This is a genomic window from Streptomyces djakartensis (assembly GCF_014651075.1).
In the GTDB taxonomy this organism is placed as follows: Bacteria; Actinomycetota; Actinomycetes; order Streptomycetales; family Streptomycetaceae; genus Streptomyces; species Streptomyces djakartensis.
This window is the reverse complement of record NZ_BMWE01000006.1, coordinates 249,506-270,207: the sequence shown is the minus strand read 5'-3', so window position 1 is coordinate 270,207 and position 20,702 is coordinate 249,506. Positions and strand designations below refer to the sequence as shown.

15 protein-coding genes, 1 tRNA gene and 2 pseudogenes are annotated in these 20,702 nt (G+C 70.1%); 6 read left to right on the top strand and 12 right to left on the bottom strand.

What is annotated here, in order from left to right:
• From IE212_RS12835 to IE212_RS12795, 9 genes are all read right to left on the bottom strand, one after another.
• On the bottom strand, nt 1–2,541 hold the full coding sequence (locus IE212_RS12835; protein WP_190198009.1) for a serine/threonine-protein kinase: 2,541 nt from the start codon (nt 2,539–2,541) through the stop codon (nt 1–3).
• A gap of 17 nt (nt 2,542–2,558) precedes the next feature.
• Nucleotides 2,559–3,887, bottom strand: a complete 1,329-nt coding sequence (locus IE212_RS12830; RefSeq protein WP_190197919.1) for a coiled-coil domain-containing protein — start codon at nt 3,885–3,887, stop codon at nt 2,559–2,561.
• 80 nt (nt 3,888–3,967) lie between these two features.
• Nucleotides 3,968–5,005 (bottom strand): glutamate ABC transporter substrate-binding protein, encoded by a 1,038-nt coding sequence (locus IE212_RS12825; protein WP_190197918.1) that lies wholly within the window; start codon nt 5,003–5,005, stop codon nt 3,968–3,970.
• Nucleotides 5,006–5,034: 29 nt separating this feature from the next.
• Nucleotides 5,035–6,486: a GlnX family signal transduction membrane protein gene (locus IE212_RS12820; RefSeq protein WP_190197917.1), complete on the bottom strand. Its 1,452-nt coding sequence runs from the start codon at nt 6,484–6,486 to the stop codon at nt 5,035–5,037.
• Nucleotides 6,487–6,635: 149 nt separating this feature from the next.
• On the bottom strand, nt 6,636–7,076 hold the full coding sequence (locus IE212_RS12815; protein WP_190197916.1) for a GNAT family N-acetyltransferase: 441 nt from the start codon (nt 7,074–7,076) through the stop codon (nt 6,636–6,638).
• An 11-nt stretch (nt 7,077–7,087) separates the two neighbouring features.
• Nucleotides 7,088–8,497 (bottom strand): Cys-Gln thioester bond-forming surface protein, encoded by a 1,410-nt coding sequence (locus IE212_RS12810; protein ID WP_190197915.1) that lies wholly within the window; start codon nt 8,495–8,497, stop codon nt 7,088–7,090.
• 275 nt (nt 8,498–8,772) lie between these two features.
• Nucleotides 8,773–9,249 carry a single-stranded DNA-binding protein gene (locus tag IE212_RS12805; RefSeq protein WP_190197914.1) on the bottom strand — a complete coding sequence of 159 codons (477 nt, stop codon included), beginning with the start codon at nt 9,247–9,249 and terminating at the stop codon, nt 8,773–8,775.
• 412 nt (nt 9,250–9,661) lie between these two features.
• Nucleotides 9,662–11,410, bottom strand: coding sequence for a YfjP family GTPase (locus tag IE212_RS12800; RefSeq protein WP_229864254.1), 1,749 nt, complete (start codon nt 11,408–11,410; stop codon nt 9,662–9,664).
• A 303-nt stretch (nt 11,411–11,713) separates the two neighbouring features.
• Complete coding sequence (locus tag IE212_RS12795) at nt 11,714–13,321, bottom strand: dynamin family protein (RefSeq protein WP_190197912.1); 1,608 nt, start codon at nt 13,319–13,321, stop codon at nt 11,714–11,716.
• A 320-nt stretch (nt 13,322–13,641) separates the two neighbouring features.
• On the opposite strand from IE212_RS12795, the gene IE212_RS12790 reads away from it, so the two are divergent.
• Nucleotides 13,642–13,717: transfer RNA gene (locus IE212_RS12790), tRNA-Arg, on the top strand.
• An 87-nt stretch (nt 13,718–13,804) separates the two neighbouring features.
• Here IE212_RS12790 and IE212_RS12785 read toward each other — a convergent pair.
• Nucleotides 13,805–14,121: pseudogene (locus IE212_RS12785) on the bottom strand (tyrosine-type recombinase/integrase); the annotation flags it as partial.
• A 619-nt stretch (nt 14,122–14,740) separates the two neighbouring features.
• On the bottom strand, nt 14,741–15,646 hold the full coding sequence (locus tag IE212_RS12780) for a LysR family transcriptional regulator (protein WP_190197911.1): 906 nt from the start codon (nt 15,644–15,646) through the stop codon (nt 14,741–14,743).
• 382 nt (nt 15,647–16,028) lie between these two features.
• Here IE212_RS12780 and IE212_RS12775 point away from each other — a divergent pair, with 382 nt between their 5' ends.
• The gene (locus IE212_RS12775) at nt 16,029–17,027 is read left to right on the top strand and encodes an alpha/beta fold hydrolase (protein ID WP_229864250.1); all 999 of its coding nucleotides are present in this window, start codon (nt 16,029–16,031) and stop codon (nt 17,025–17,027) included.
• A 123-nt stretch (nt 17,028–17,150) separates the two neighbouring features.
• A pseudogene (locus tag IE212_RS12770) lies at nt 17,151–17,386 on the top strand (ATP-binding protein); the annotation flags it as partial.
• A 169-nt stretch (nt 17,387–17,555) separates the two neighbouring features.
• Here the strand turns inward: IE212_RS12770 and IE212_RS12765 are convergent.
• Nucleotides 17,556–18,083: an SMI1/KNR4 family protein gene (locus IE212_RS12765; protein ID WP_190197909.1), complete on the bottom strand. Its 528-nt coding sequence runs from the start codon at nt 18,081–18,083 to the stop codon at nt 17,556–17,558.
• An 865-nt stretch (nt 18,084–18,948) separates the two neighbouring features.
• Here IE212_RS12765 and IE212_RS12760 point away from each other — a divergent pair.
• The 3 genes from IE212_RS12760 to IE212_RS12750 are packed head-to-tail and all read left to right on the top strand — an operon-like array spanning nt 18,949 to nt 20,702.
• Nucleotides 18,949–19,410, top strand: coding sequence for a DUF8243 domain-containing protein (locus IE212_RS12760; RefSeq protein WP_229864248.1), 462 nt, complete (start codon nt 18,949–18,951; stop codon nt 19,408–19,410).
• A 12-nt stretch (nt 19,411–19,422) separates the two neighbouring features.
• A complete protein-coding gene (locus tag IE212_RS12755) occupies nt 19,423–20,406 on the top strand; it encodes an ACP S-malonyltransferase (RefSeq protein WP_308430196.1) in 984 nt (327 codons plus the stop codon).
• Between the two features lie 38 nt (nt 20,407–20,444).
• Nucleotides 20,445–20,702 (top strand): acyl carrier protein, encoded by a 258-nt coding sequence (locus tag IE212_RS12750; RefSeq protein ID WP_190197906.1) that lies wholly within the window; start codon nt 20,445–20,447, stop codon nt 20,700–20,702.

Genomic DNA, 20,702 nt, shown 5'->3' with positions numbered 1-20,702 from the left:
TTACACCCACGTCCGGGGGCGGTAACGGTTGGCACGTTCCACCAGGTCGATCCTCTCCTCGCCGCCCCGCGCCAGCCGGGCCAGCGTGCGGTACGAGCGTTCCAGTCCGAAGCGCAGACCCCGCTCGTCCAGGCCGCTGCCGAGCAGCGTCCGTCCTCCGGCGGCGGGAGGGGCGGAACCCTGGCCCCCGGAGAGTACCCAGTCCAGCGCGCAGCCGAGGACTTCGGCCGACAGCTGCTCACGCCGCGCCGGATCCAGGCCGTACGCCTCCAGCGCCTCGACCTGCGCCGCGGCGGCCGTCAGGTCCTCCAGGAACGGTACGTCGGACAGCGCCGCCGTGCGCCGCCGCAACCGCGCCCGGACGGCCGCCACACGGGCCGCCGTGTAGTGGATGGAGGACTCCGGGACCGACTCCAGCGTCCGTACGGCGCCGCGTCGTTCCCCGGTCGCCAGCTGCACGCGGGCCAGCCCGAACGCGGCGCTCACATGGCTCGGGTCGGTCGACCACACCAGCCGGTAGTACTCGGCGGCGTTGTCCAGCTGGCCGAGCACCTCCGCGCACAGGCCCAGCGCCAGCTTGGGGGCGATCTCGCCGGGGAAGGCGTCGTAGATCGCGTCGAACGCGAGCGCGGCGCCCTCGTCGTCGCCCGTGACCAGAGCGGCCACGCCCCGGTACCAGACCACCCGCCAGTCGTCGGGCCGCTCACCCTCCAGAGTGACCAGCGCCCGCAGTGCGGCGGCCGGATCGCCGGTCTCCAGCCAGGCCCGGATCTGGCGCAGCCGGGTCTCGGTCGACGGAGCCGGGGCTGCGGCGAGGGCACCGAGCAGTTCGGCGGGCGCGGAGGTCATCAGGCCCGCCAGGAAACCGGCGTTGGGGTCGGACGGGTCGACCCGCGGGACGGGCAGCGCGAGGGCCGTGGCGCTGGTGTCGACGGGTTTGACGAGGCTGTCGCCGGTGGGCGGCGCGGCCGCCGACGCAGGCGAGCGCCGTGTCCGGATCACCCGTGCCCCCAGCCGGGACACCTCGCCGTCCAGCTTCGGGAACAGCTCCGTGTCCACGACCCGCAGCTCGGGCCCGAACAACGTGGACAGGGCCGGCCGGGCCCGGCCCGTCTGGAGGGAGACGACCTCCCGCAGGACACCCGTGAGCTGCTCGGCCATCTCCTGCGCGGAGGCGAACCGGCGGGCCGGGTCCGGGTCCGTGGCGCGGACCAGGAGGCGGTAGAACGACTCGTACTGCCGGAAGACCTCGATGTTGTCCGGGTCCGGCAGCGAGTCCGCGTAGACGTTCGTGTAGCCCTGGAAGTCGAAGGTCAGTACGGCGAGGGTGCGGGCGACGGTGTAGAGGTCGCTCGCCACCGACGGGCCGGCCTCGGCGACCTCCGGCGCCTGATAGCCGACCGTGCCGTAGATGGCCGACTCCTCGTCGTCCATCCTGCGCACCGCGCCCATGTCGATCAGCTTGAGCTGGTCCTCGGTCTGGATGGCGTTGTCGACCTTGAAGTCGCAGTACAGCAGGTTGCGGCTGTGCAGATGCCCGAGGGCCTCCAGGGCCTCGATGCCGTAGGCGCAGGCCTGCTCCACCGGCAGCGGGTCGCGTCTGCCGTGCGGTGTGCGGCGGGCGTTGGCGATCTCCTTCAGCGACTTGCCGCCGACGTACTCCATGACGATGTAGCCGTCGAGGGAGCCGGTGCGCTGGTCCAGGTGCTCCACGAAGTTGTAGATCCGCACGATGTTGGCGTGCTCGATCTCCGCGAGGAATCGCCGCTCGGAGATGGCCGCGGCCATCGCGTCCTGGTCTCCGGTGTCCAGCAGGCCCTTGAGGACCACCCAGCGGTCGGACACCGCCCGGTCGACCGCCAGGTAGATCCAGCCCAGGCCGCCGTGCGCGAGGCAGCCGACCACCTCGTACTGGCCGTGCACGACGTCCCCGGCCTTCAGCTTCGGCACGAAGGAGTACGGGTGGCCGCACTTGGTGCAGAAGCCCTCGGTGCGCCCGGGCCGGTCACCGCGCGCCCGGCCCACCGGGGCGCCGCAGTCGGAGCGCGAGCAGAACCGCTTCCGCTCGGGCACCTCCGGGTTGTCCAGGACCATCTCGCGCGGGTCGGGCCGCGGGATCGGTGGTACCTGGACCAGCCCGGCGCCCAGCCGGCCCCGCGTCGAGGCACCGGCGCCGGAACCGGAGCTGCGCACCGACACCGAGCGGCTCGTGGACTTGCCCGACAGGGAACGCGAGAGGCGGCCCGACACCGAGCGGCGGGACTTCGACGAATGGGACGACGTCCGGGAACTGCGGCCGGTGGAGCGGGAGCTGCCGTTGCGCCCCGAGCCGGGGGAGCCGCCACTGCCGCCGGCGGTGATGCCCGTCGGGGGTGAACCGACCATGCCGTTCGGTGCGACGACTGGGGCGAGGCCGCAGGTGTCGCAGTAGAGCTCGCCGCCGCCCACGTCCTCGTAGGTGCCCTCGCAGGTGGGACGCTGGCAGCCGCGCTGGGGCCCGTTCGCCGGTTCGGCCTGTGGTGCGTGCGGTGCCCCACTCATGGACTCCCCCTTGTCGCTCATGCGCCGGGCCCCCTCCGGTCGTCCTCGGGCACGCCCTGGTCCGGCACCCGCGGGCCGCCGAGCAGTTCCGCGGCCGCCTGCTGGTAGCGCAGCACGGCCTGTTCGGCGGCGCGCAGGTCGCAGGGCGCGCTCCACAGCATGCGGCGCGCCTTCTCGTACCGCTCCACGAGCAGCGCGTCCTCCGCGAGGCCGTGCCGGGAGACCTTCGCCTTGTACGCGTCGAGCCGGCCGCGCAGCTCGGCGCGGACCGCCAGGGGCGCGGTGACCTCGGTCAACGACTCGCGGGCACGCAGCAGTTCGTCCTCCGCCTTCTGCTCCAGCGACTCCAGGAGCGGGGAGAGACGGTGCCATTGCGCCTGCCTGCGGTACTCCGCGGCCGTCGCCAGCTGCTCCTGCAACACCGTCGGCGGCCCGCTGACGACCGGCACCTCGGTCGCCGCGATCTTCGCGAGGACCTCGCCGCGGGCGGTGCGCGCCTCGGCGAGCGTGCGGTCCGCCCGGCTGAGGATGTCCCGGAGCCTGACGATCCGCTTCTCGGCGTCCTGACGGACCGTCAGAACGGCGTCGATCTCACGCCGTACGTCCTCCAGGGCCCGCGCCTCACGGTCGTACACCGTGGTGTCGGGCCTGCCGCCGCCCGGAGCCGAACTGCCCTCCGAGGCCTGCCAGAACGCCAGCGGGTCCGAAACCACCTGCTCGCGCAGCTTCGCCAGTATGCGGGTGATGCGCTCCAGGTCGTCGCCCGCCGGATGCTCGCCGGGGCGTACGCCGACCGAGTGCGCGAGCCGGCGCGTGCGCTGGAGTTCGGCCGCCAGCAGGTCGATCCGGGCCGGCAGCGCCGACCAGACCGCGTCTGCGGCGACCACCATGTCCAGGCTCGTCGCGTACAGCTCGTTCATCCGGTCGACGAGGGTGACGAGCGAGTAGCGTTCGCTGAGCCTGTTCCCAGCGCCGTGCGACGTGGGGGCGTTGGCCGTGGCGCTGCCGGCGACGGTGACCGACTCGCCGTTCAGCAGCTCCGTCAGCTCCACCAGGTCCTCATGGCTGGACCAGCGGCGGCGGGAGCGGATCTCCCGGGCGATGCGCAGGGCGTCCGTGTAGGCGTCGAAGTAGGTCCACAGCAGCGTGATCGACGCCTCCGTGGAGGTCCAGCGTTCCCGGGTGACGCCGGTGAGTTCGGCCCCCTCCAGGAGTCTGCGGCCCGCGTGGTCCTGGAGGGCGAGGAGCGAGGTCTCGATCGCCTCGTGCTCCGCGCCGAGCCGCGCCAGCGCACGGTCCACCTCGTCCCGGTCCATCACCGGCCCGGTGGATCCCGTGACGCCCATCGATCACCTCTCGCTGCCGTTGTGCGGTTGGGGGGTCGGTCGCATTGTCAGGTGTGCGGTTCGCCAGGTGCCGCGGTTCGTCAGGTGGTTCGGAGGTACCGGGGTGCCGGTGGTTCCGACTTCCTCGCATCCTTGCCCAGTGTCGCCGACAGCCATTGCTCGTACGACGCCTGCCAGCCGTTCGCGGTGTCCTTGCGGTAGTCCACCAGGATCTGGTTGACCCGGCGTACCAGATCGTCCGCGTCCTTCTTCATCGCCACGCCGTAGTACTCGGCAGTGAAGGCGTCACCCTTGAGCTGGACCGTCGGATCCTGCGCCGCCTGGCTCGCCGCGAGCGCGCCGTCCGTGACCACGGCGTCGGCCTCGCCCAGCTGGAGCCTCACCAGGCAGTCGAGTTGGTTGGGGACCGCCTTGAGGATGTCGGCGTCGGCGGGGATTCTGCCGTCCTCCCTGTCCGCCTTCAGCGTCGAGTAGGCCGTGGAGCCCGCCGCCGTGCAGATCCTGCGGCCCGCGAGGGTGTCGTCGTAGCCCGTGACCGGCGAGGACTTGGGGGCCAGGACCTGCTGTCCCGTCTTGAAGTACGGCGCGGAGAAGGCGACGTCCTTGATGCGCTCGCAGTTGATCGTCATCGTGCGGACGACCATGTCCACGCGGCCGTCCTTGATCGCCGGGATGCGCTGGTCGGTGGGGATGGCCTTGAACTGGACCGCTTCCGCATCGCCGAGGATGTCCTCGGCGATGCGGTGGACCAGGTCGATGTCGAAGCCCTCGAGCTCCGCGCTCTGGCCGCTGTTGGGGTCACGGTAGCCCCAGCGGTAGCTGTTCTGGTCGACACCGACGATCAGCTTGCGCTTCTCGCCCTCCCGGTTCTTGATCGCCCGGATCGTGTCACCGTCCGCGGAGGAGGGGGACAGGGTCTGCTGCTCGGGGGCCTCGCAGTCCTCTTCGGCCCGCACGGTCCTGGTCTGGGCGGCCCGGGTGACGGCCGCGCCGTCCACGAGGTCCGGTCCGGCCACGGGAAGGCACAGGGCGAAGACCGCCGCCAGGGCGCAGACGACCGCCATCGCGGCCACCCCGCCCCAGCCCTTCAGACTGGCCCGCAGACGTCGTGCTCGCATGGTCACGCCCCCCTTCGTCGCTGTCCCGTTCACCGGTACTCCGAGAGCCTGCGGCCGATGCCGAGGACCGCGCCGGCGGCACCGAGCACGGCGAGTACCGCCGCGCCCGAGGACAGGCCCGTCAGGGCGTCCCTGCCGTCACCGGCGGCGTGCCTGAACTCGGTCTCCTCGTGGGCGAGTGCCGTGCGCAGGTTCTCGTCGACGCTGTCGAAACACTCGCCGGTCGCGTCCTTCGGCCCGATCACCATGTCCAGCGCACGCTGGTAGTTGCCGTTCTCGTCCTGCTCGCGGGCCGCCGTGTGGCGTTTGTTCCACTCCGCCATGTTGCCCGCGGCGGCGGTGACGGGCCGCTCGCCCGAGCTGTCGTCGGCGAGCTTCCCGGCGTCCGCCAGGTACGTGCCCAGAGCCTTCATCTCCGCACGGAAGTCGTAGTCGTAGGCATCGTGGGTCTCGCCGCCGGCTTTCCTCGTCTCGGCGCCCCGGGCCACCAGGGTGAGGTTCTCGTTGCCTCGCGCCTTGAGGGACGCGATGCGGGCGTCGTGCAGGACGTTCAGGGAGCGGACGCCGTGGTCGTAGGAGTCGTTCAGGCCCGCGCGGGCGAAGCTGTGGCCGACGACCAGCCAGAGGAGGACCACGGTCACGGTGGCCGTGGCGGCGACCAGGCCGTGGTTCAGGACGCGGTTCGTCCGCCGGTAGTTGCGGTGCTGGGCCCAGGCGAGGGCGGCGAGGGCGGCGACGCCGAGCGCGATGGCCGCCCACGGGTAGGGAGTGGCGTCCGCGTAATCCGCGCGCAGCCGCTGGTTCTCCTTCTTGTACAGGTCCTCCGCGGCCGGGAGCATCCGCTGCTGCATCTTCTCGTTGGCGTAGCGGAGGTAGGCGCCGCCGACCGGGAAACCCTGGCGGTTGTAGGTGCGGGCGCGTTCCACCAGGCCCTTGTACTCCGGGAGGAGCCTGTTCAGCTTGGCGATGGTCGCCGCCGACGGGGAGTCGGGGTCCGAGTTGGCGGCGGCGCCCACGAGTTTCTCGGCGGCCGTGCGGATGTTCCTCTCGTACCGGTCGCGGGAGGTGGCCGTCTCCTGGCCGCCGGCGAGGAAGCCGCTGGAGGCGGCGGTGTTGGCGTCCGCGAGGGAGCGGTAGATGTCGGCCGCGTCCGAGCTGAGGGGCTGGCTGCTGGTCAGGACGTCGTCTGCGGCGGCCGCGCGGTCGGTCATCTGCCAGGCGGTGACGGCGCCGAAGGCGACGACGAGGAGGGCGAGGACCGCGCCGATGATGCGGAGACGGCCGGGTTCGGTCGTGGCGGCGGCCCGGAGTTGGTCGAAGCCCTCGGCGAGGGCGGTACGGCGGGGCTGGGGCTCCGTACGGCCGTGCGGAGCCCGGGGCGTCGGTGCCGGTTGGGCCGGCACGGCCGGGAGTGTGGACAGACCGGGGCGCGGTGGTGGCGCACTGCTCGTCGGCACGTGTGTCACTGTGACCTCCCCCATGGTCATCCTGTCGCCACGAGTATCCCTTTCGGCACTGACATCCGCACCGGGCTTGCCCCGATCTTGATCAGATCGCAGCGTGCGGCACCACCCCCTGCCCAGGAACACGTCCGGGGGGTCGGTTCGGTTCCCGTGAGGCGTGCGCGCCGTCACCCCACGTAGCGGCGGAACCCTTGTGCCAGTGCTTCGAAACCGCACGAGCGGTAGAACATGTGGACATATTCGTCGTCCGCCGCCAGCAGTTGCACCTTGTAGCAGCCGGCCGACTCCCCCAGCCGCACGGCTGCCTCCATGAGCCGACGCCCCACGCCCCGCCGCTGGAAGCGGCCGGCCACCACGACGTTCTCCACGAACAGGATGGCCCGGCCGCCGCGGGTGAGATTCGGCATGACGATGCAGTCCGCAGTCCCGGCCACGATGCCGTCGGCTTCCGCCACCAGCACGGTCCGCCCCTGCTGCCCGGACACGGCCGCCCAGACGGCAGCCGCGGAGGCCCGCGGCAACGGCGCGTCATCGGGGTTGAGTTCTGCGTAGAGGGCCAGCAGGGCCGAGAGGTCCGCCTCGACCGCCGCCCGTATGGTGATCTTCATGAGCCGGCCGGTCAGTCCCCCGCAGGTGCTTCCCTGCGGCGGAGGACGATGAGGGTCGCTCCTCCGATGACGACGAAGCCGATGGCTATGCCGGCGATGAGGGGGGTGACGCCGGAGCCGCCGGTTTCCGCGAGGTTCGTGTCGGAGGCCGTGCCGCCCACCGTCGCCGGGCTCGGCTCGCTCAGGGTCTGGGTGACCGTGCCCGTCTCGCCGCCCCGCGTCCGGCAGTCCAGCATGCCGGTGAAACGCTCGGTGAGGCCGCCGGGGCCGTGGATCGTGAAGTCGTAGGCCTGGTCCTCCTGGAGGGGGACCGTGATCGTCCTGGTCTCGCCCGCGGCAATGGTGTGCTCCAGGCCCGCCAGTTCGAAGGTGAACGGCTCGTCGCCCTTGTTGGAGGCGATGATGTCCACGCCGCCGTCGGCGCAGTTCTTCGCCGCCGACAGCGCCGGGACCGCACCCTTCTTCGCCCAGGTCGCCGCAGCCGTCGCCGACACCGTCGACTCGCTCGACCCGGCCAGGATCTGCGTCTGGCTCCGGCTCTCGGAGGCGAAGGCACGCCCGACCGGCACGGTCGTCGAAGCCTGCACGGTCAGGTCGGCCGTGCCCGCCGCCGCGTCCTCGGGCACATCGAAGAACACCTGCCCGCCGTCGGCCGCGGAAGTGATCGCCCGGCCTTGGCCGTCGACGATCCGCACCCCGCTCGTGGCGGCGTCCGCCGGCGGCGACACCGTCACACTGCTCGCGTTGGTGTGCACCGTGACCGGACCCAGCCGCTCGCCCGGCCGGCCCGAGACCGCGGGCGGGTCGAGGGTGAGCGAGGCCCGCGGCTCAGGCAGGTCGCGGGCGTTCTTCTCCAGATAGTCCGCGAGCTGCTCGGCCTGCGGGTCGAGGGCGTCGACGGCCACGTCGTCCGAGTAGCGCCAGATCGCCACCTGCGTGCCGGACGCCGCGTCCTGCTCGCTCAGCACGCCCCGGACACCGGCCTTCCGGGCGAGCACCGCGAGGTTGTTCACCTGCGGGTAGGAGTTCTGCAGGATCCAGCGGATCCGTCCCGCGTCCCTGTTGGCGCCAAGGGACGTGCCGCTCCACGGCGTCTCGTGGTACCTGGCGTCCCGCTGGGTGGGGTTGTGCAGGTCGACGCAGTACGTCTGGAGCATGCCGCCGCCCTCGACGGACATCTCGAACAGGCCCGCCGAAACCTGCTGGTCCCCGGTGGCGCCGTGGACCACGGCGGAGCCGTACGTCTTGAGCCCGGCTATCGTCGCGGCCGCTCCGCCCTGTCTCTGCGTGGTCTCGTCCGCGGCCGCCCGGCCGGCGCCGGTCATCACGCCCGCGGCGACCAGCCCGGACACCAGCGTCGCCGCGCCGAGGCCGGCCGCCCCTCGCCTGCGTACGGACACCGCAGAGAACGAAGCAAACACCAAATTCCCCTTCGAGCAGGACCCGTCAACGTGGGGGGTACGGTCCCACCAGCAGAATCGAAGCCTCGCAGGCCCCAAGAGCCCCGAAGCTTTCCCGGCATCCTAGGTACGTGACGGACGCCGCTCGCCGGAGAGACGGTCGGACGAGGGATCCGACTCGGAATCGTTATCGCCAAGATCCCTCGTGAGCGGGGGTATCGAAAAATCCACCCCTGACTTTTGGGTGCGCAGTCGCCGATAAGCCGCAGTTCAGGCGAGCGGCACCGTGATTGACATCACGTCAGTACCGCTTCTTCTGACGGCTGTTGAGAGAAAGGGTCGGGCGGGGGCGCTGAACCGTCCGCCGGGGTCTCCCAGTTGGGCTCGGGTTGCGTCGATGCCACCGCCGTCTCCGGCTTGCCTCCGCGCCGGAACGCCGAGGTGCCCCGGGCGAGATCGTGACCGATCGCCACCGCGTCGATGTCCGCCGACGTCCAGCTCTGCCCGTCGCGCACGTCGGTCCGCACCTTGAGCCTCCCCTGCACGATCACGGGCTCCCCCACCGTCAGCGACGCCGCCGTGTTCGTGGCGAGCTGCCGGTTGGCCCACACCGTGAAGAAGTTGGTGTGGCCGTCCGTCCACATGTTCTTCTCCCGGTCCCAGTAGCGCGCCGTCACCGCCAGCCGGAACCTCGCCGACGGGCCGGACGCCACCTCCCGGTACACCGGCTGCGTCGCCACCCTGCCGACCGCGCACACCATCGTCTCGTTCATCGCGAACCCCTCCCTGACCCGGGCCCCGGCCACGGGCTCCACGCGTACGGGCCCGTCCCGTACGGCTGCACTGCCAGACTGCCGCCGTCGGGCCGAGCCCGCTGAGCGCTGTGGACCGCTGCTCGCCTGTGGACAACGCCGCCACCCGAGCGGGTGACACCCCGAGAGCCGCGCGGACGCGACGAAGGGCGGCGCCCGACCTGACGCCGCCCTTCGTCCTGCGCGCCTTCGGTCCGTCACAACCGCCACGCCTGCGGAGCCACGCCCCGGCCCTGCGCGGCGGACCGGCACTCCGTCACCGCCCGGGAAACCGGCCCCGGCGGCCCTCGAGCCACGGACCCACACCACCGTCACGGCCCGGAACCCCGGCCCCCGATCCCCGGACCACGGACCGGCACCGCCGTCACCGCCGTCACCGCCCCGCTCCCACCACCCTCCCGTACTGCTCCCTGACCTCCCGATACCGCAGCAGCTCAGCCGCCACCGGATCCAGCACCCGCGCTCTCCCGCACCCGGCCGCCGCCTCCCGCAACCGGCGTTCCGCCTCCAGGCCGTAACGGCGGGCCGGTCCCCGGGCCGCCATCCGGCAGCCCCACTCGATGAGCGGACCGCCGACGATGCCGATCACCATCAGCAGCACCGGCACGCCCAGGTTCGGCGACATGACCCCGATGATCTGGCCCAGCAGCCACAGACCGCCCAGGAACTGAAGGACCGTCATGGTCGCCTGACACAGCACGGCCACCGGCCACCATCCGGGCCGCGGCGGCCGCCCCGCCGGCACTCCCGCACGCACGCTCAGCTCGTCCAGCGCCTCGGGCAGCCCCTGCGCACCCCGTGCGGCCGCCTCACGCACCGCCTGGGCCCACGGTGCGGGCAACCCTGCCGAGGCCCGGTCGGCCACCGTCCGCACCGCCGTCTCGACCCGCTGCCGGGCCGTGGCCTCCTCGTCGGCCTGCGTACGCGAGGGCAGCCGGCCCGTGGTGGGCTCGCCGAGGTCCTGGTACCAGCGCCACAACCGCAGCCAGGGCGTTCCACAGGCACGGTTGGCGTTACGCAGCCACGCCCGTTCGGCCGCCTCCCCCGCCGCTGTGGCGCCCACCGCGTCGGCGAGCCGGTCGGAGAACTCCTCGCGGGCCTGTTCGCTGAGCCCCGTACGCCGCTGGGTGGCGTAGACCGGCCACAGCCGTGCCGCCGCGACGTCCACGTCGGCCGAGATGCGGCGGGCCGGCGCCGCGCGCTCCGCGACGAACTGGCCGAGCGCCTCACGCAGCTCGCCGACACCGTCCCCGGTGAGCGCCGACAGCGCGAGGACGGTCGCACCCGGCTCACCGTGTTCCCCGAGGGCGATGCCGTCCTCGTCGAGGAGCCGCCGCAGATCGTCGAGGATCTGCTCGGCGGCCTCCCCGGGCAGCCGGTCGATCTGGTTGAGGACGACGAACATCACCTCGGCATGCGCCGCCATCGGCCGCAGATAGCGCTCGTGGAGAACTGCGTCGGCGTACTTCTCCGGGTCGACCACCCAGATGACCGCGTCCACGAGCGCCAGGATGCGGTCGACGTGCTCGCGGTGCTGTACGGCCGCCGAGTCGTGGTCGGGCAGGTCGATCAGGACGAGCCCGCGCAGCCGCGACTCCCCGTCCCCGCTCGGCAGCGGGCGCCGGCGCAGCCTGGGCGGGATGCCGAGCCGTTCGATGAGGCTCGCCGCCCCGTCGCTCCAGCTGCAGGCGATGGGTGCCGCCGTGGTGGGGCGGCGCAGCCCGGTCTCCGAGATGGTCACCCCGGCGAGCGCGTTGAACAGCTGTGACTTGCCGCTGCCCGTGGCACCGGCGATGGCGACGACGGTGTGCTGCCCCGAGAGCCTGCGCCGCGCGGACGCCTCGTCGAGCACCCGGCCCGCCTGCGCCAGCGTCCGGCTGTCGAGCCGGGTCCGGGAGAGCCCCACCAGTTCGCGCAGCGCCTCCAGCCGGGAGCGCAGCGCGGAGTCGTACACCAGGGGGGCCATCGCGGGCGCGGCGGCACGGCTGTCCATGACGGCGTACTGGTGGTCGGCCGCGGCGGCCTCGTTGACCCGTCGCGCGATGAGCCCGTCGTCCCAGGCGTCCGTGGAATCCGCGGAGCCGACGGAGTCCGTGGGGTCCGTGAGGTCCTTGGAGTCCATGGAGTCCCTACGGTTTGTGGCATCCGCCCCGTCCGCGGCCCCCGCACGACCCACGGCACCCGAGCCGTTGCTGACGCCCGATCCGTTCCTGACGCCCGATCCGTTCCTGACGCCCGATCCGTTCCTGGCATCAGTCCGGGAGGCGGAGGAACTGTCCGCGCTTCGGCCGGGAGCGGCGCCCCCCGGGGCCTTCACCGGCGGGTTCTGGCCGGATCCCGCCTTGTCCGCAGCGCCCGCCTTGTCCGCGTCGCCCGGCTGGTCGGCGTGCTCGGTGTGGTCCTGATCAGTGGCGGCGGTCACCGGTCACCTCTCCTTCTGAAGTACGGACAGCGCGGCGATGAGTTCGGCCTGGGGCTCCGGGTTGACGTCGAGCGCGTCGAGCGGGGCGAGCCGGCGCTCGCGTTCGGCGTGCAGGACCCGGTCGACGTGCTCCACGAGCAGCCGTCCGGCCCGGTCGCGCAGCCGCAGCGCGGCGTGGCCGCCGATCCGCTCGGCGAGGGTCTCCCCGGCCGTCCGCCCCCGGCGGCCGCCCAGCAGGGCGGTGCCGACGAGCGCGGCGACCAGCTCGGGGTCGGGGGCGAGGCTCCGGTCGAGCTCGCGCACCTCGTCCTCGGCGTACTCCTCGAGCTCCCGCCGCCAGCGTCGTACGGCGATACCGATCCGCTGCTCGGCGCTCTGCGCGGCCGGTTCACGGTCGGCGAGCCCGGGTGCGGCCGCCGCGGGTTCGCGCCGCCAGGCGTCGTCGATCCGCTCGTCGGCGGCGGTGACGGCGCACAGCAGCAGCGTGGCCAGGCTCTCCACGAGCGCGTCGAGGAGCTCATCCGCGGTGCAGTCCAGCGGGAAGGCTCGCCACCGCTTGAGGGCGTCACCGGCGAGCACCGCCCCGGCCTGCAACCGGCCCCGCACGCGCGTGTGCTCGCTGTCGTACGCCGCTTCGACGACGGCCGTGAGCCGCAGGGCGGCGGCGTACTGCGCGGCGGCGGCACCGGCCAGTTCGGGCATCCGGGATTTGAGGGAGTCGAGGACGCCGCGCGCCGTGCGGGCCATGATCTGCTGGCGGGCCGCGGGGTCCTGGGCCTGGTGGATCAGCCAGGTGCGCAGCTGGGCGACGGCGGTGGCGGGCAGCAGACCGCCGCCCCAGACCGACTCGGGCAGCTCGGGCACGGTGAACCGCGGCACGTGCCCGAGGCCGGCCTTGGTGAGCAGGGCTCCGTACTGCCGCGACACCTCGCCGATCACCTGGTGGGGGACCCGGTCGAGGACGGTGACGAGACTGACGTCGTACTCCTTGGCGGTGCGCAGCATGTGCCAGGGCACGGCGTCGGCGTAGCGGGCGGCCGTGGTGACCATGATCCAGATGTCGGCGGCGCAGATCAGCTCGGCGGCCAGGACGCGATTGTCGGAGACCAGGGAGTCGATGTCGGGGGCGTCGAGGAGGGCGAGGCCGGGCGGCAGGGTCTCAGCGGTCTCGACGCGCAGTACGCGCGCGGGGTTCTCCCCCGGGAGCAGCAGGTCGTCGGTGAAGTCCCGCTGGGGCGCCCACACGCGCGTGAGGTCGGGCAGCACCCTCATTCCGCTGAACCAGTGCTGGTCCTCCGGATGGCAGACCAGTACGGGGGTGCGGGTCGTCGGCCGCAGCACGCCCGCCTCGCTGACGCGCCGCCCCACGAGGGAGTTCACCAGTGTGGACTTGCCGGCTCCGGTGGAGCCTCCGACGACGGCCAGAAGTGGCGCTTCGGGCTCTCTCAGCCGGGGCACCAAGTAGTCGTCGAGCTGCGCGAGCAGTTCGTCGCGGTTGGCACGCGCGCGTGGAGCCCCCGCCAGGGGCAGCGGGAAGCGTGCGGCGGCGACACGGTCGCGCAGGGCGGAGAGTGCGTCGAGCAGCTGAGGCCGTACGTCCAAGGTCACCACATGTGAAGAATGCCCAATTTTAGGGGATTTCTGAAGCATATGAGCATGTCTGCGCGCCGACGGGACACAAGGGACGGAAGGGACTACTGGGACACGGGCACACTCCAGGCATAACGAGTGCACAACACCCGGTGCGCCAGACGCCAAAAGCGGTGCACGATTCGTACCTGCCTGCGATTATCAGGACCGCTTCACCGAACCTCCACATCGAGCCACGGAGGCGAAGCAACAGGGACATGGATGCGGGAGCCCTATCCTTGTCCCCGGCGACGTCACGGATCGACCCACACCAGGGCACCACGACAGAGGCCACCACACCGGCCCCCGTAGCTCAGTGGATAGAGCAGGCGCCTTCTAAGCGCTTGGCCGCAGGTTCGAGTCCTGCCGGGGGCGCCACCTCCTACCAGCAAGAACGCCCCAGAGGGGATCTCCCCTCCAGGGCGTTTCGTGTCTCTGACGGCAACGCTGACGGCAACGACCCCGTCATTCGCCGGACAGCAGGTCTCCCGGCTTGTCCAGAGCGGCCCGCTTCTCCGTCATGTCGGCGTCCGCGTAGATGTTCATGGTCACGTCCAGGGCGCTGTGCCCGACGATGTGCGGCGGGATACCCAAACCCAGCAGCAGGGTCACGCAGGTGTGGCGGAGATCATGGAAGCGGACGTCCAGGCCGAGCCGCTCGCGGATCGGGTAGAAGTGCCGGTTCAGGTTCCGAGGCTCGATCGGAGTCCCCGCCGCGTGGTGAAGACCAGGCCGGTTTCCTGACACTGCTCCCCTGCGGCTTCGCGCTCTTCCGCCTGGCGCTCGTCACCTCACGGCCGGTGTGAGGAGTCGGCGAGAGCGCCGGCATCATCAGGTGATGTGGAAGGCGCCGGGGTCTGATGTGGCGCGGCGGCCGACTGAGCGAAGCCTCGCCAGCCCCGCGCTCGCTGCTGGTACCACCAGCCGGGTGCCGACCCGGGCGCGGCGGCGGCCTGCGTGGCTGCCGGTTCACCGGCTCCCGGATCGTGGTGCGCAGGTGCCGGTGCGTCACCGATTCCCTGGGGCGGGCGGCGAGCGGGCTGGGAAAGCTCACTTCGGTATAGGCGATGCGGTCACGGAGGCTGACACCGATGTCGTCGACGCTGATGTGCAGCACGCCGCCCTCAGTGTCACCCTTGTTGGCGCGGACCATCTTCACCGCGTTGTCCATGATGGTGAGGTCGCGCAGGCCGAGGAAGGGCAGTTCGGCCTGGAGGCTATGTGCGTCGGCGGCAATCCCAACCGACACCAGAAACCCTCACCCACGACCACTGGCTGTCGGCGTACGGGTTCTCTGGAGCGTACGCCTGTCGGCGGTCTCTGACGTCACCACCGTGCCCGAACAGCACACCTCGGGCCTCGTCTTGCCAGCGCACCGCGATCCGGTCGGCACTATGTGGCTCACACCGCCGGAGAAGGTGGCGAGGGATGTCGTTCATTGAGCAATTCCAGAAAGGCAGCCGTTGCTGCGCTGGGTCGCCGTGCCGAGGCTGTGGCGACGGTGAGCTCCCAGCGAAGCTCGTGGTCGGTCACCTGGAGAGTGTCCAGGCCGGTTGAGTCATGGACCAGGAAGTCCGCGAGGAAGCTGATCCCGAGCCCTGAGCGGACGAAGTTGACGGCAGTTCCCACGTCCGCCACCTCAATGGTCACCTCTCGCTCCAGTCGTGCGGCGGCGAAGGCCTGATCCACCATCGTGCGGTTGCCGTAACCCGGCGGGGAGTCGATGAAGGGGAATTTGCTCAGCTGCGCCAGTGATACTTGGCCCTGGCCAGCCAGCGGATGCGAGTCGGCCACATACACGGCGGTGGGCACGCTGGCCAGCAGCCGAGTGTCCAGGTCAGCTGGAGGAGGTCCGGGCAAGGAGAGGAACGAGACGTCGAGTTCGCCGTCGCGCAGCTGCTGGGCCAGGCCAGCAGATCCCGCCATCGCGGTTCGGAGACGGACCAAGACACTGGGGTGTTGCCCGTGCAGGGCGGTCAACACCCCGGGCATGTCGACTAAGTGGATCGAGGTCTGGGTTCCCACGGTGACCGTGCCATGCAAGGTGCCTTGGATCTGATGCACGGCGTCCTTGGCGGCCCGCGCGGCGTCCAGGGTTTCTCGGGCACGAGGTAGGAAGGCGCGCCCGGCCGCTGTCAGAGTTACCGCCTGTGGGGTTCGGGTGAACAGATCCGACCCTAGTTCTCGTTCCAGAGTCTTGACCGTCGCTGACACTCCCGATTGGACGACGTGCAGCGTTTGCGCGGCGCGAGTGAAGCTGCCCGTGTCGGCGACGGCGAGGAAGTGTTCGAGGTGGCGCAGTTCCATGACGCCATCATCACCCTCCATGCTGACCGCGAGCAGTATGAATCGTTGGACCTGTGGCCGCCCCGGGGTGACAGTAAGTGTGTGCAGACGGGCTGACAATGCGAGTCACGCCAGGCCAGCGATCGATTATGTCGGCGCTGTCACCTCGTGCCTCGCCCCGCAGGCGGTGGCGGTCCCACGCCGGTAGAGGTATCCGTTTTGGGTGCGATGCCTGGCGGGCCCATCAACGCATTTTTCAGGGGGGGTATCCAGCGGCATCGGTGCCTTCCTGGTCGGCGCACCTGCCCGTAAACAGCGCTCTATGAACAATCCAAGGGAGAACAAAGTGGTTCAGTATCGACACGATGGTGTCACTTCAAGCGACACAGGCAAGGGAGCCGCCTTGACCTATACCGAACTGCCCGACAGGGCGCTGAAGGCGATCACAGATTTTTTATCCCCTGACGATGTCGTGGCCGAGCGCCTTGCGCGTTTCGCCGACGTCGCACCCCGCCCTGCTGACGAGGACGGGGACACAGAAGAGCTCGACGGGGCCGTCTTTACGCACCGCTTCGTGGACCTTCCCGGCGATCAGGAAACAGTGCGGTGGCACTACGTAGAGGCCGGGAGCGGGGAGCCTGTGGTGTTCATCCACGGCATGCCGGACTCGTGGTTCATGTGGCACCACCAGATGGCCGCACTGTCTGACTCGTATCGCTGCATCGCGATCGACCTCAAGGGCTACGGACAATCGGAGAAGGGGCGAGGCGACTACAGTCAGGCGGGAGCCTCGGAGCAGATGTTCGACCTGCTCGACGCCATCGGGCTGAACCAGTTCACCTTGGTCACACATGACCGGGGCACTGCGCAGGGTGATCACATTGTGGCGGCCCACCCAACGCGGGTCCGCCACTACGTGCGCGGTGAAGGACACCTCTACCACTTCAATCCCCTGCTTGCGCCGCATGACGAACTCATCGCGGAGGCGCCGTGGAGCGGGCTGATGGAAGACCCGAAGCGGTTTGTCATCTGGTCCTACAGCTCGATCGCAGAACGGCCGGTCGCCGACGAGGACATGCGCCGCGTGATCCAGGAGTTCTCATACCCGGGTATAAACCGAGCTGTCCCTCGTTACGCGATGGCGTCCTCGTTCCGCAAGGAATGGCTCGAGAGGCGTCGCGACCTCATCCCGCGATGGAGCTGTCCGGTCACCCTGATGCAAGGCTGGGACTCACGCACCCAGCCCCGCGAGTTCTTCGCCGATCTCGACGAACACCTCCCCAACGTGCCCAGCCTCGACGTCCGTTTCATCAGCGGCGGGCACTTCTGGCCCTTGGAAAGCCCCGATGAGGCGAGTGCCGTTCTGCGCGAGGTGCTGCGACGGCCGACATCCGGCTCCTGATGCCCGGCACATGCAGACACCATGCGAGGCGCTGATGCCCCGCCGACAGGCACCGTTGACCTTTTTTGGACGTCGTTTCAGTTGGTGAGTCGGCGGTAGCCGATGAGGGCTGCGGCTATGCGAGTGAGCCGGGTCCGCCGCTGGACGCGGGACATCCTGCGCGGATCGCCCCTGGCCGACGACGCCGAACTGATCGTGAGCGAGCTGAGCGCGAACGCCGCGGCTTGGGCGTGATCAGCTTCATCGCACACCCGGTCGTGGTCCACGGCAGCAGCGGTGGCTACACCGTCACCGCCGGCTCTGCAACGGCCGCATCGAGACGAGGACAGCCCTCCTGCGCTCCGAGCCCTGCTCGGTGACAGTCAACCAGGCCGGCACTTGCATCACGTGGAGAATCCGACCTGTGCTCTTCGTGCCGCTCGCTCATCGCCAGGGAACGGAACTTCCTGCCTGCTCGCTCGACTTCACGACTGAGGCCCGGGCAACCTGGGTTGAAGTGGAGCAAATTACGGCCGTCTGCGAGGCCGGTCAGCGGCAGAGCTCCATGATGGTGTCATCGAAGTCCGGGAACTCCCGTGTGGCTTGCTCGACAACGGCAGCCGGCGACTGCTTACAGTCGGTCGCGAATCTTTCGGCTACAGCCGCCAGTTCCTGGTTGTGGCGCGGGGTCCAGTCGGGCTCGTATGAGGTGGCCGCTTCCCAGGGGCCGTATCCGCCGGCCAGCAGCCACAAGAAGGCGCCCAGGTCACGCGCCACGACACCGGTTTCACCCTCGGAGCCGAGAAAGACCACAGGCTGGTGGACGAGCGGGTGGTTCGGGCGGATGAGCCAGAACGCCGCATATCCGCCCGAGCCATCCTGGCCGAACACACGGAAGTTGTCGCCATCCAGCTCCGTGTTGCCTGTCCAGGACTGAAACCAGTCGGTGGTCTCTTCGGCAGACAGGAAGGCCGGAAAGGGCTCGAAGTCGACGCCGTCACCGTCGTTGTAGTCGAACGGGAGCGCCAAAGCGGCAGCGAGGGCGGCAGGGAACTGCCGGTCGTCGGTAGGGATCACGAGGCCAGGTTAGCGATCACCACTGTCACTGGGGCTGCGCATGGGACGTCTTGCCTGTTCAACTACCCACCACTTGCAACTGACCTTTCGGGGCAGCCTGTTGACCATCAGCTGGACCCGAAGTGTCAAGCATCTCCCGGGACCGGACAGCCCCAGCCGACCGACTGAGTTACAACCCTCCTTACTGGTTCAAGTGCCCGCGCGAGCGCAGGCTGGCCCTTGGGCTTTGGCCCCGCGGACCCGAGTGGAGAACGGTAACCACGCTGCCGGGCCGGTTGGCTCCGGGACAGCTGCGCTGGTCAACGCATGCTGAGGTCACGGACTCACGCATCACAAAGTAGGGGAAGTTGGCCCCTATGCACCTGACTGTGATCACCGATCGGCCGAGTTGGGAGCCCTATACGACGTCAGACCGGCCCATCACACCCTGCCCGCATCTTCTAAGCGCTTGGCCGCAGGTTCGAGTCCTGCCGGGGGCGCAAGTCTCCGCCCTCCCTTTGGGGAGGGCTTTTTGCTGGTCAGGATGGGTGCTGCGTGACGGGGCGAAGCCCCGGACGCCCCTTGGTGATCGAGGCCGGGCTCCGCCCTCACTCGTGGCCGGGCGGGCTCCTGGGCGACCACCTGGAGGCGGCCGGGCCCCATCCTCCACGCTGCCGGCCCGAGAGCCCACGGTGGTGTGGGTCTCGACCACGGCCTCCAGCCGCTAGACCCGCATGGCGTGCACCTGCCCGGCCGCCGCATCCTCTGCGGTGCAGGGGCCGGGGTCGGCGGTAACACGGCTGCCTCGCCAGGTTTGCCGACCGTCCATGGGTCTGGCTTGCTGAAGGAAATCGCTGTCCCTGACCGATGAGAGAACGGTGCCGTGATGCTCACGTACGAGGAGGCGCTGCAGTTGATCGCCGACAGGCCGGAAGGTACCAGGACCTATCCGGTGGCACCCGGTGTCCTGGGGAGACTTCCGCTCGACACCTCACCGCGTCTGAGGTCCATGGACGCGAGCGAGACGCAGGAGCTGGCCGAGCACCTCGAGGTGTCTGCGGATGCCATCGGGGGACCGCTGAAAGTGGTCGATGCTCAGTGCTCGTACTGCGAGCGCGTCATCACCTTTCTCGACTTCGTCAAGACAGCGGTCGATGACGGGCAGCACGACCTCGCCCGGCTCCGCAAGGTGCTCACCGGCCGTGACGGTGCCTGGATCACCATTCGAGGCCGCGACGGCGGCCGCCCCGTCCGCTGTGCGCGCTGTGATCGTGTCGTGGGCCTCACGAGAGGCAAGGGCGGTGGAGAGTATTCGGAGTACTCGTCCGCCTCCTACGCCTACGTCTGAGGGAGGGGTGCGGTGGGCGCCCCCTCACGGTCGGCCTCCTTGTGGGTGTTCGCGGGGCATGGGGCGCGACAGCCGCTCGGCCCGGCCGGTCCTCTGAGGACCCGAGAACCATCGGCCCCGCCGGTAGACGCGACGCGAGCGGGTGCCTCCAGCGGCGAGACGGGATCCTCCCGGTACTCGCCCGATGTGCAGCCGGCTCTTCTGTCCGCCGCCCACAGGCTGTCCCAGGCGTGCCACGAGCGAGGGGCCGGGCCGGGAGGCGTCCTCGGGCACAGCTTCGGTGAGTTTGCCGCGCTCGTTGCGGGCGGGTCGCTCACCTTCGACGACGCTTTCGCCCTGGCCGCCGCCCGAGGACGGGCCATGGCTCGCCTGGCCGACGGGTCGGGCTCCATGCTTGCCGTCATCGGACTGCCGGCCTCGTCGGTGTCCGGTGTCTGCGCCGAGCTGGCGGCAAGCGGTTGGTCGGTCTATGTCGCGGCCTGGAACAGCCCGACGCAAACCGTGCTGAGCGGGGACTCGGATGCGCTGCCTGAGGCGGCGTCACGCTGTCGCTCACTGGGTGCGCGACGTACGCGCACCCTGCCGGTGCCTTTCGCGGCCCATTCGCCGTTCATGGCTCCGGTCAGGGAAGAGCTGGTGGACCTGTTGCAATCGGTGCCTATCGCGGCACCGCACGTGCCCTTCTACTCCACGGTGACGGGCGAGCCCACGGTCGATCCGGCGGAGATCCGCGGACTCCTGCTGCGATCAGTTACGCATCCCGTCCGTTTCCGGCAGGCGATCGCGACGGCTCTGCGCCGCAATTACCGGGAAATTCTGGAAATCGGGTCGGCATGGCCGCCCACGCTGCTCGGTTTCGTCCGTGACATCTGCCGGGAGGACCTTCCGGGACGCCGACCACCGCTTCTGTCCGCGGTGACGTCGGTCGACGATGCCCCGAATGGCCGACGTTTCACTTCGCCAAGTGTCGTCCAGGACGCTCGTGGCAGACCCTGATCGCATAACGCTGGCATCGGACCGAAATGAGGTTCACCATGACTGACGTCACCTACGAGGCCGTCATGCGGCAGGTGGTGGACGCACTCGCCGACGACATGAAGATTCCACGAGAGAAAATCGTGGCGGACTCCCATGTCTTCAACGACCTCGGTATGGATTCGGTGGATCTCTTGAGCGTCGTCACCCTCTTGGAGGACAGGTTCGACGTCACCATTCTCGACGAGGAGACCCAGCACATGTTCATAGTCAAGGACATCGTCGAGATCATTCACAACCGACTGGCCCGATCGTGA

Excerpts from the sequence above, each read along its gene's own strand:
- IE212_RS12815 (WP_190197916.1), bottom strand. The coding sequence starts at position 7,076 with ATGAAGATCACCATACGGGCGGCGGTCGAGGCGGACCTCTCGGCCCTG.
- IE212_RS12805 (WP_190197914.1), bottom strand. The coding sequence starts at position 9,249 with ATGAACGAGACGATGGTGTGCGCGGTCGGCAGGGTGGCGACGCAGCCG.
- IE212_RS12835 (WP_190198009.1), bottom strand. The coding sequence starts at position 2,541 with ATGAGTGGGGCACCGCACGCACCACAGGCCGAACCGGCGAACGGGCCC.
- IE212_RS12800 (WP_229864254.1), bottom strand. The coding sequence starts at position 11,410 with ATGGACTCCAAGGACCTCACGGACCCCACGGACTCCGTCGGCTCCGCG.
- IE212_RS12825 (WP_190197918.1), bottom strand. The coding sequence starts at position 5,005 with ATGCGAGCACGACGTCTGCGGGCCAGTCTGAAGGGCTGGGGCGGGGTG.
- IE212_RS12830 (WP_190197919.1), bottom strand. The coding sequence starts at position 3,887 with ATGGGCGTCACGGGATCCACCGGGCCGGTGATGGACCGGGACGAGGTG.
- IE212_RS12760 (WP_229864248.1), top strand. The coding sequence starts at position 18,949 with ATGCTCACGTACGAGGAGGCGCTGCAGTTGATCGCCGACAGGCCGGAA.
- IE212_RS12820 (WP_190197917.1), bottom strand. The coding sequence starts at position 6,486 with ATGGGGGAGGTCACAGTGACACACGTGCCGACGAGCAGTGCGCCACCA.
- IE212_RS12780 (WP_190197911.1), bottom strand. The coding sequence starts at position 15,646 with ATGGAACTGCGCCACCTCGAACACTTCCTCGCCGTCGCCGACACGGGC.
- IE212_RS12750 (WP_190197906.1), top strand. The coding sequence starts at position 20,445 with ATGACTGACGTCACCTACGAGGCCGTCATGCGGCAGGTGGTGGACGCA.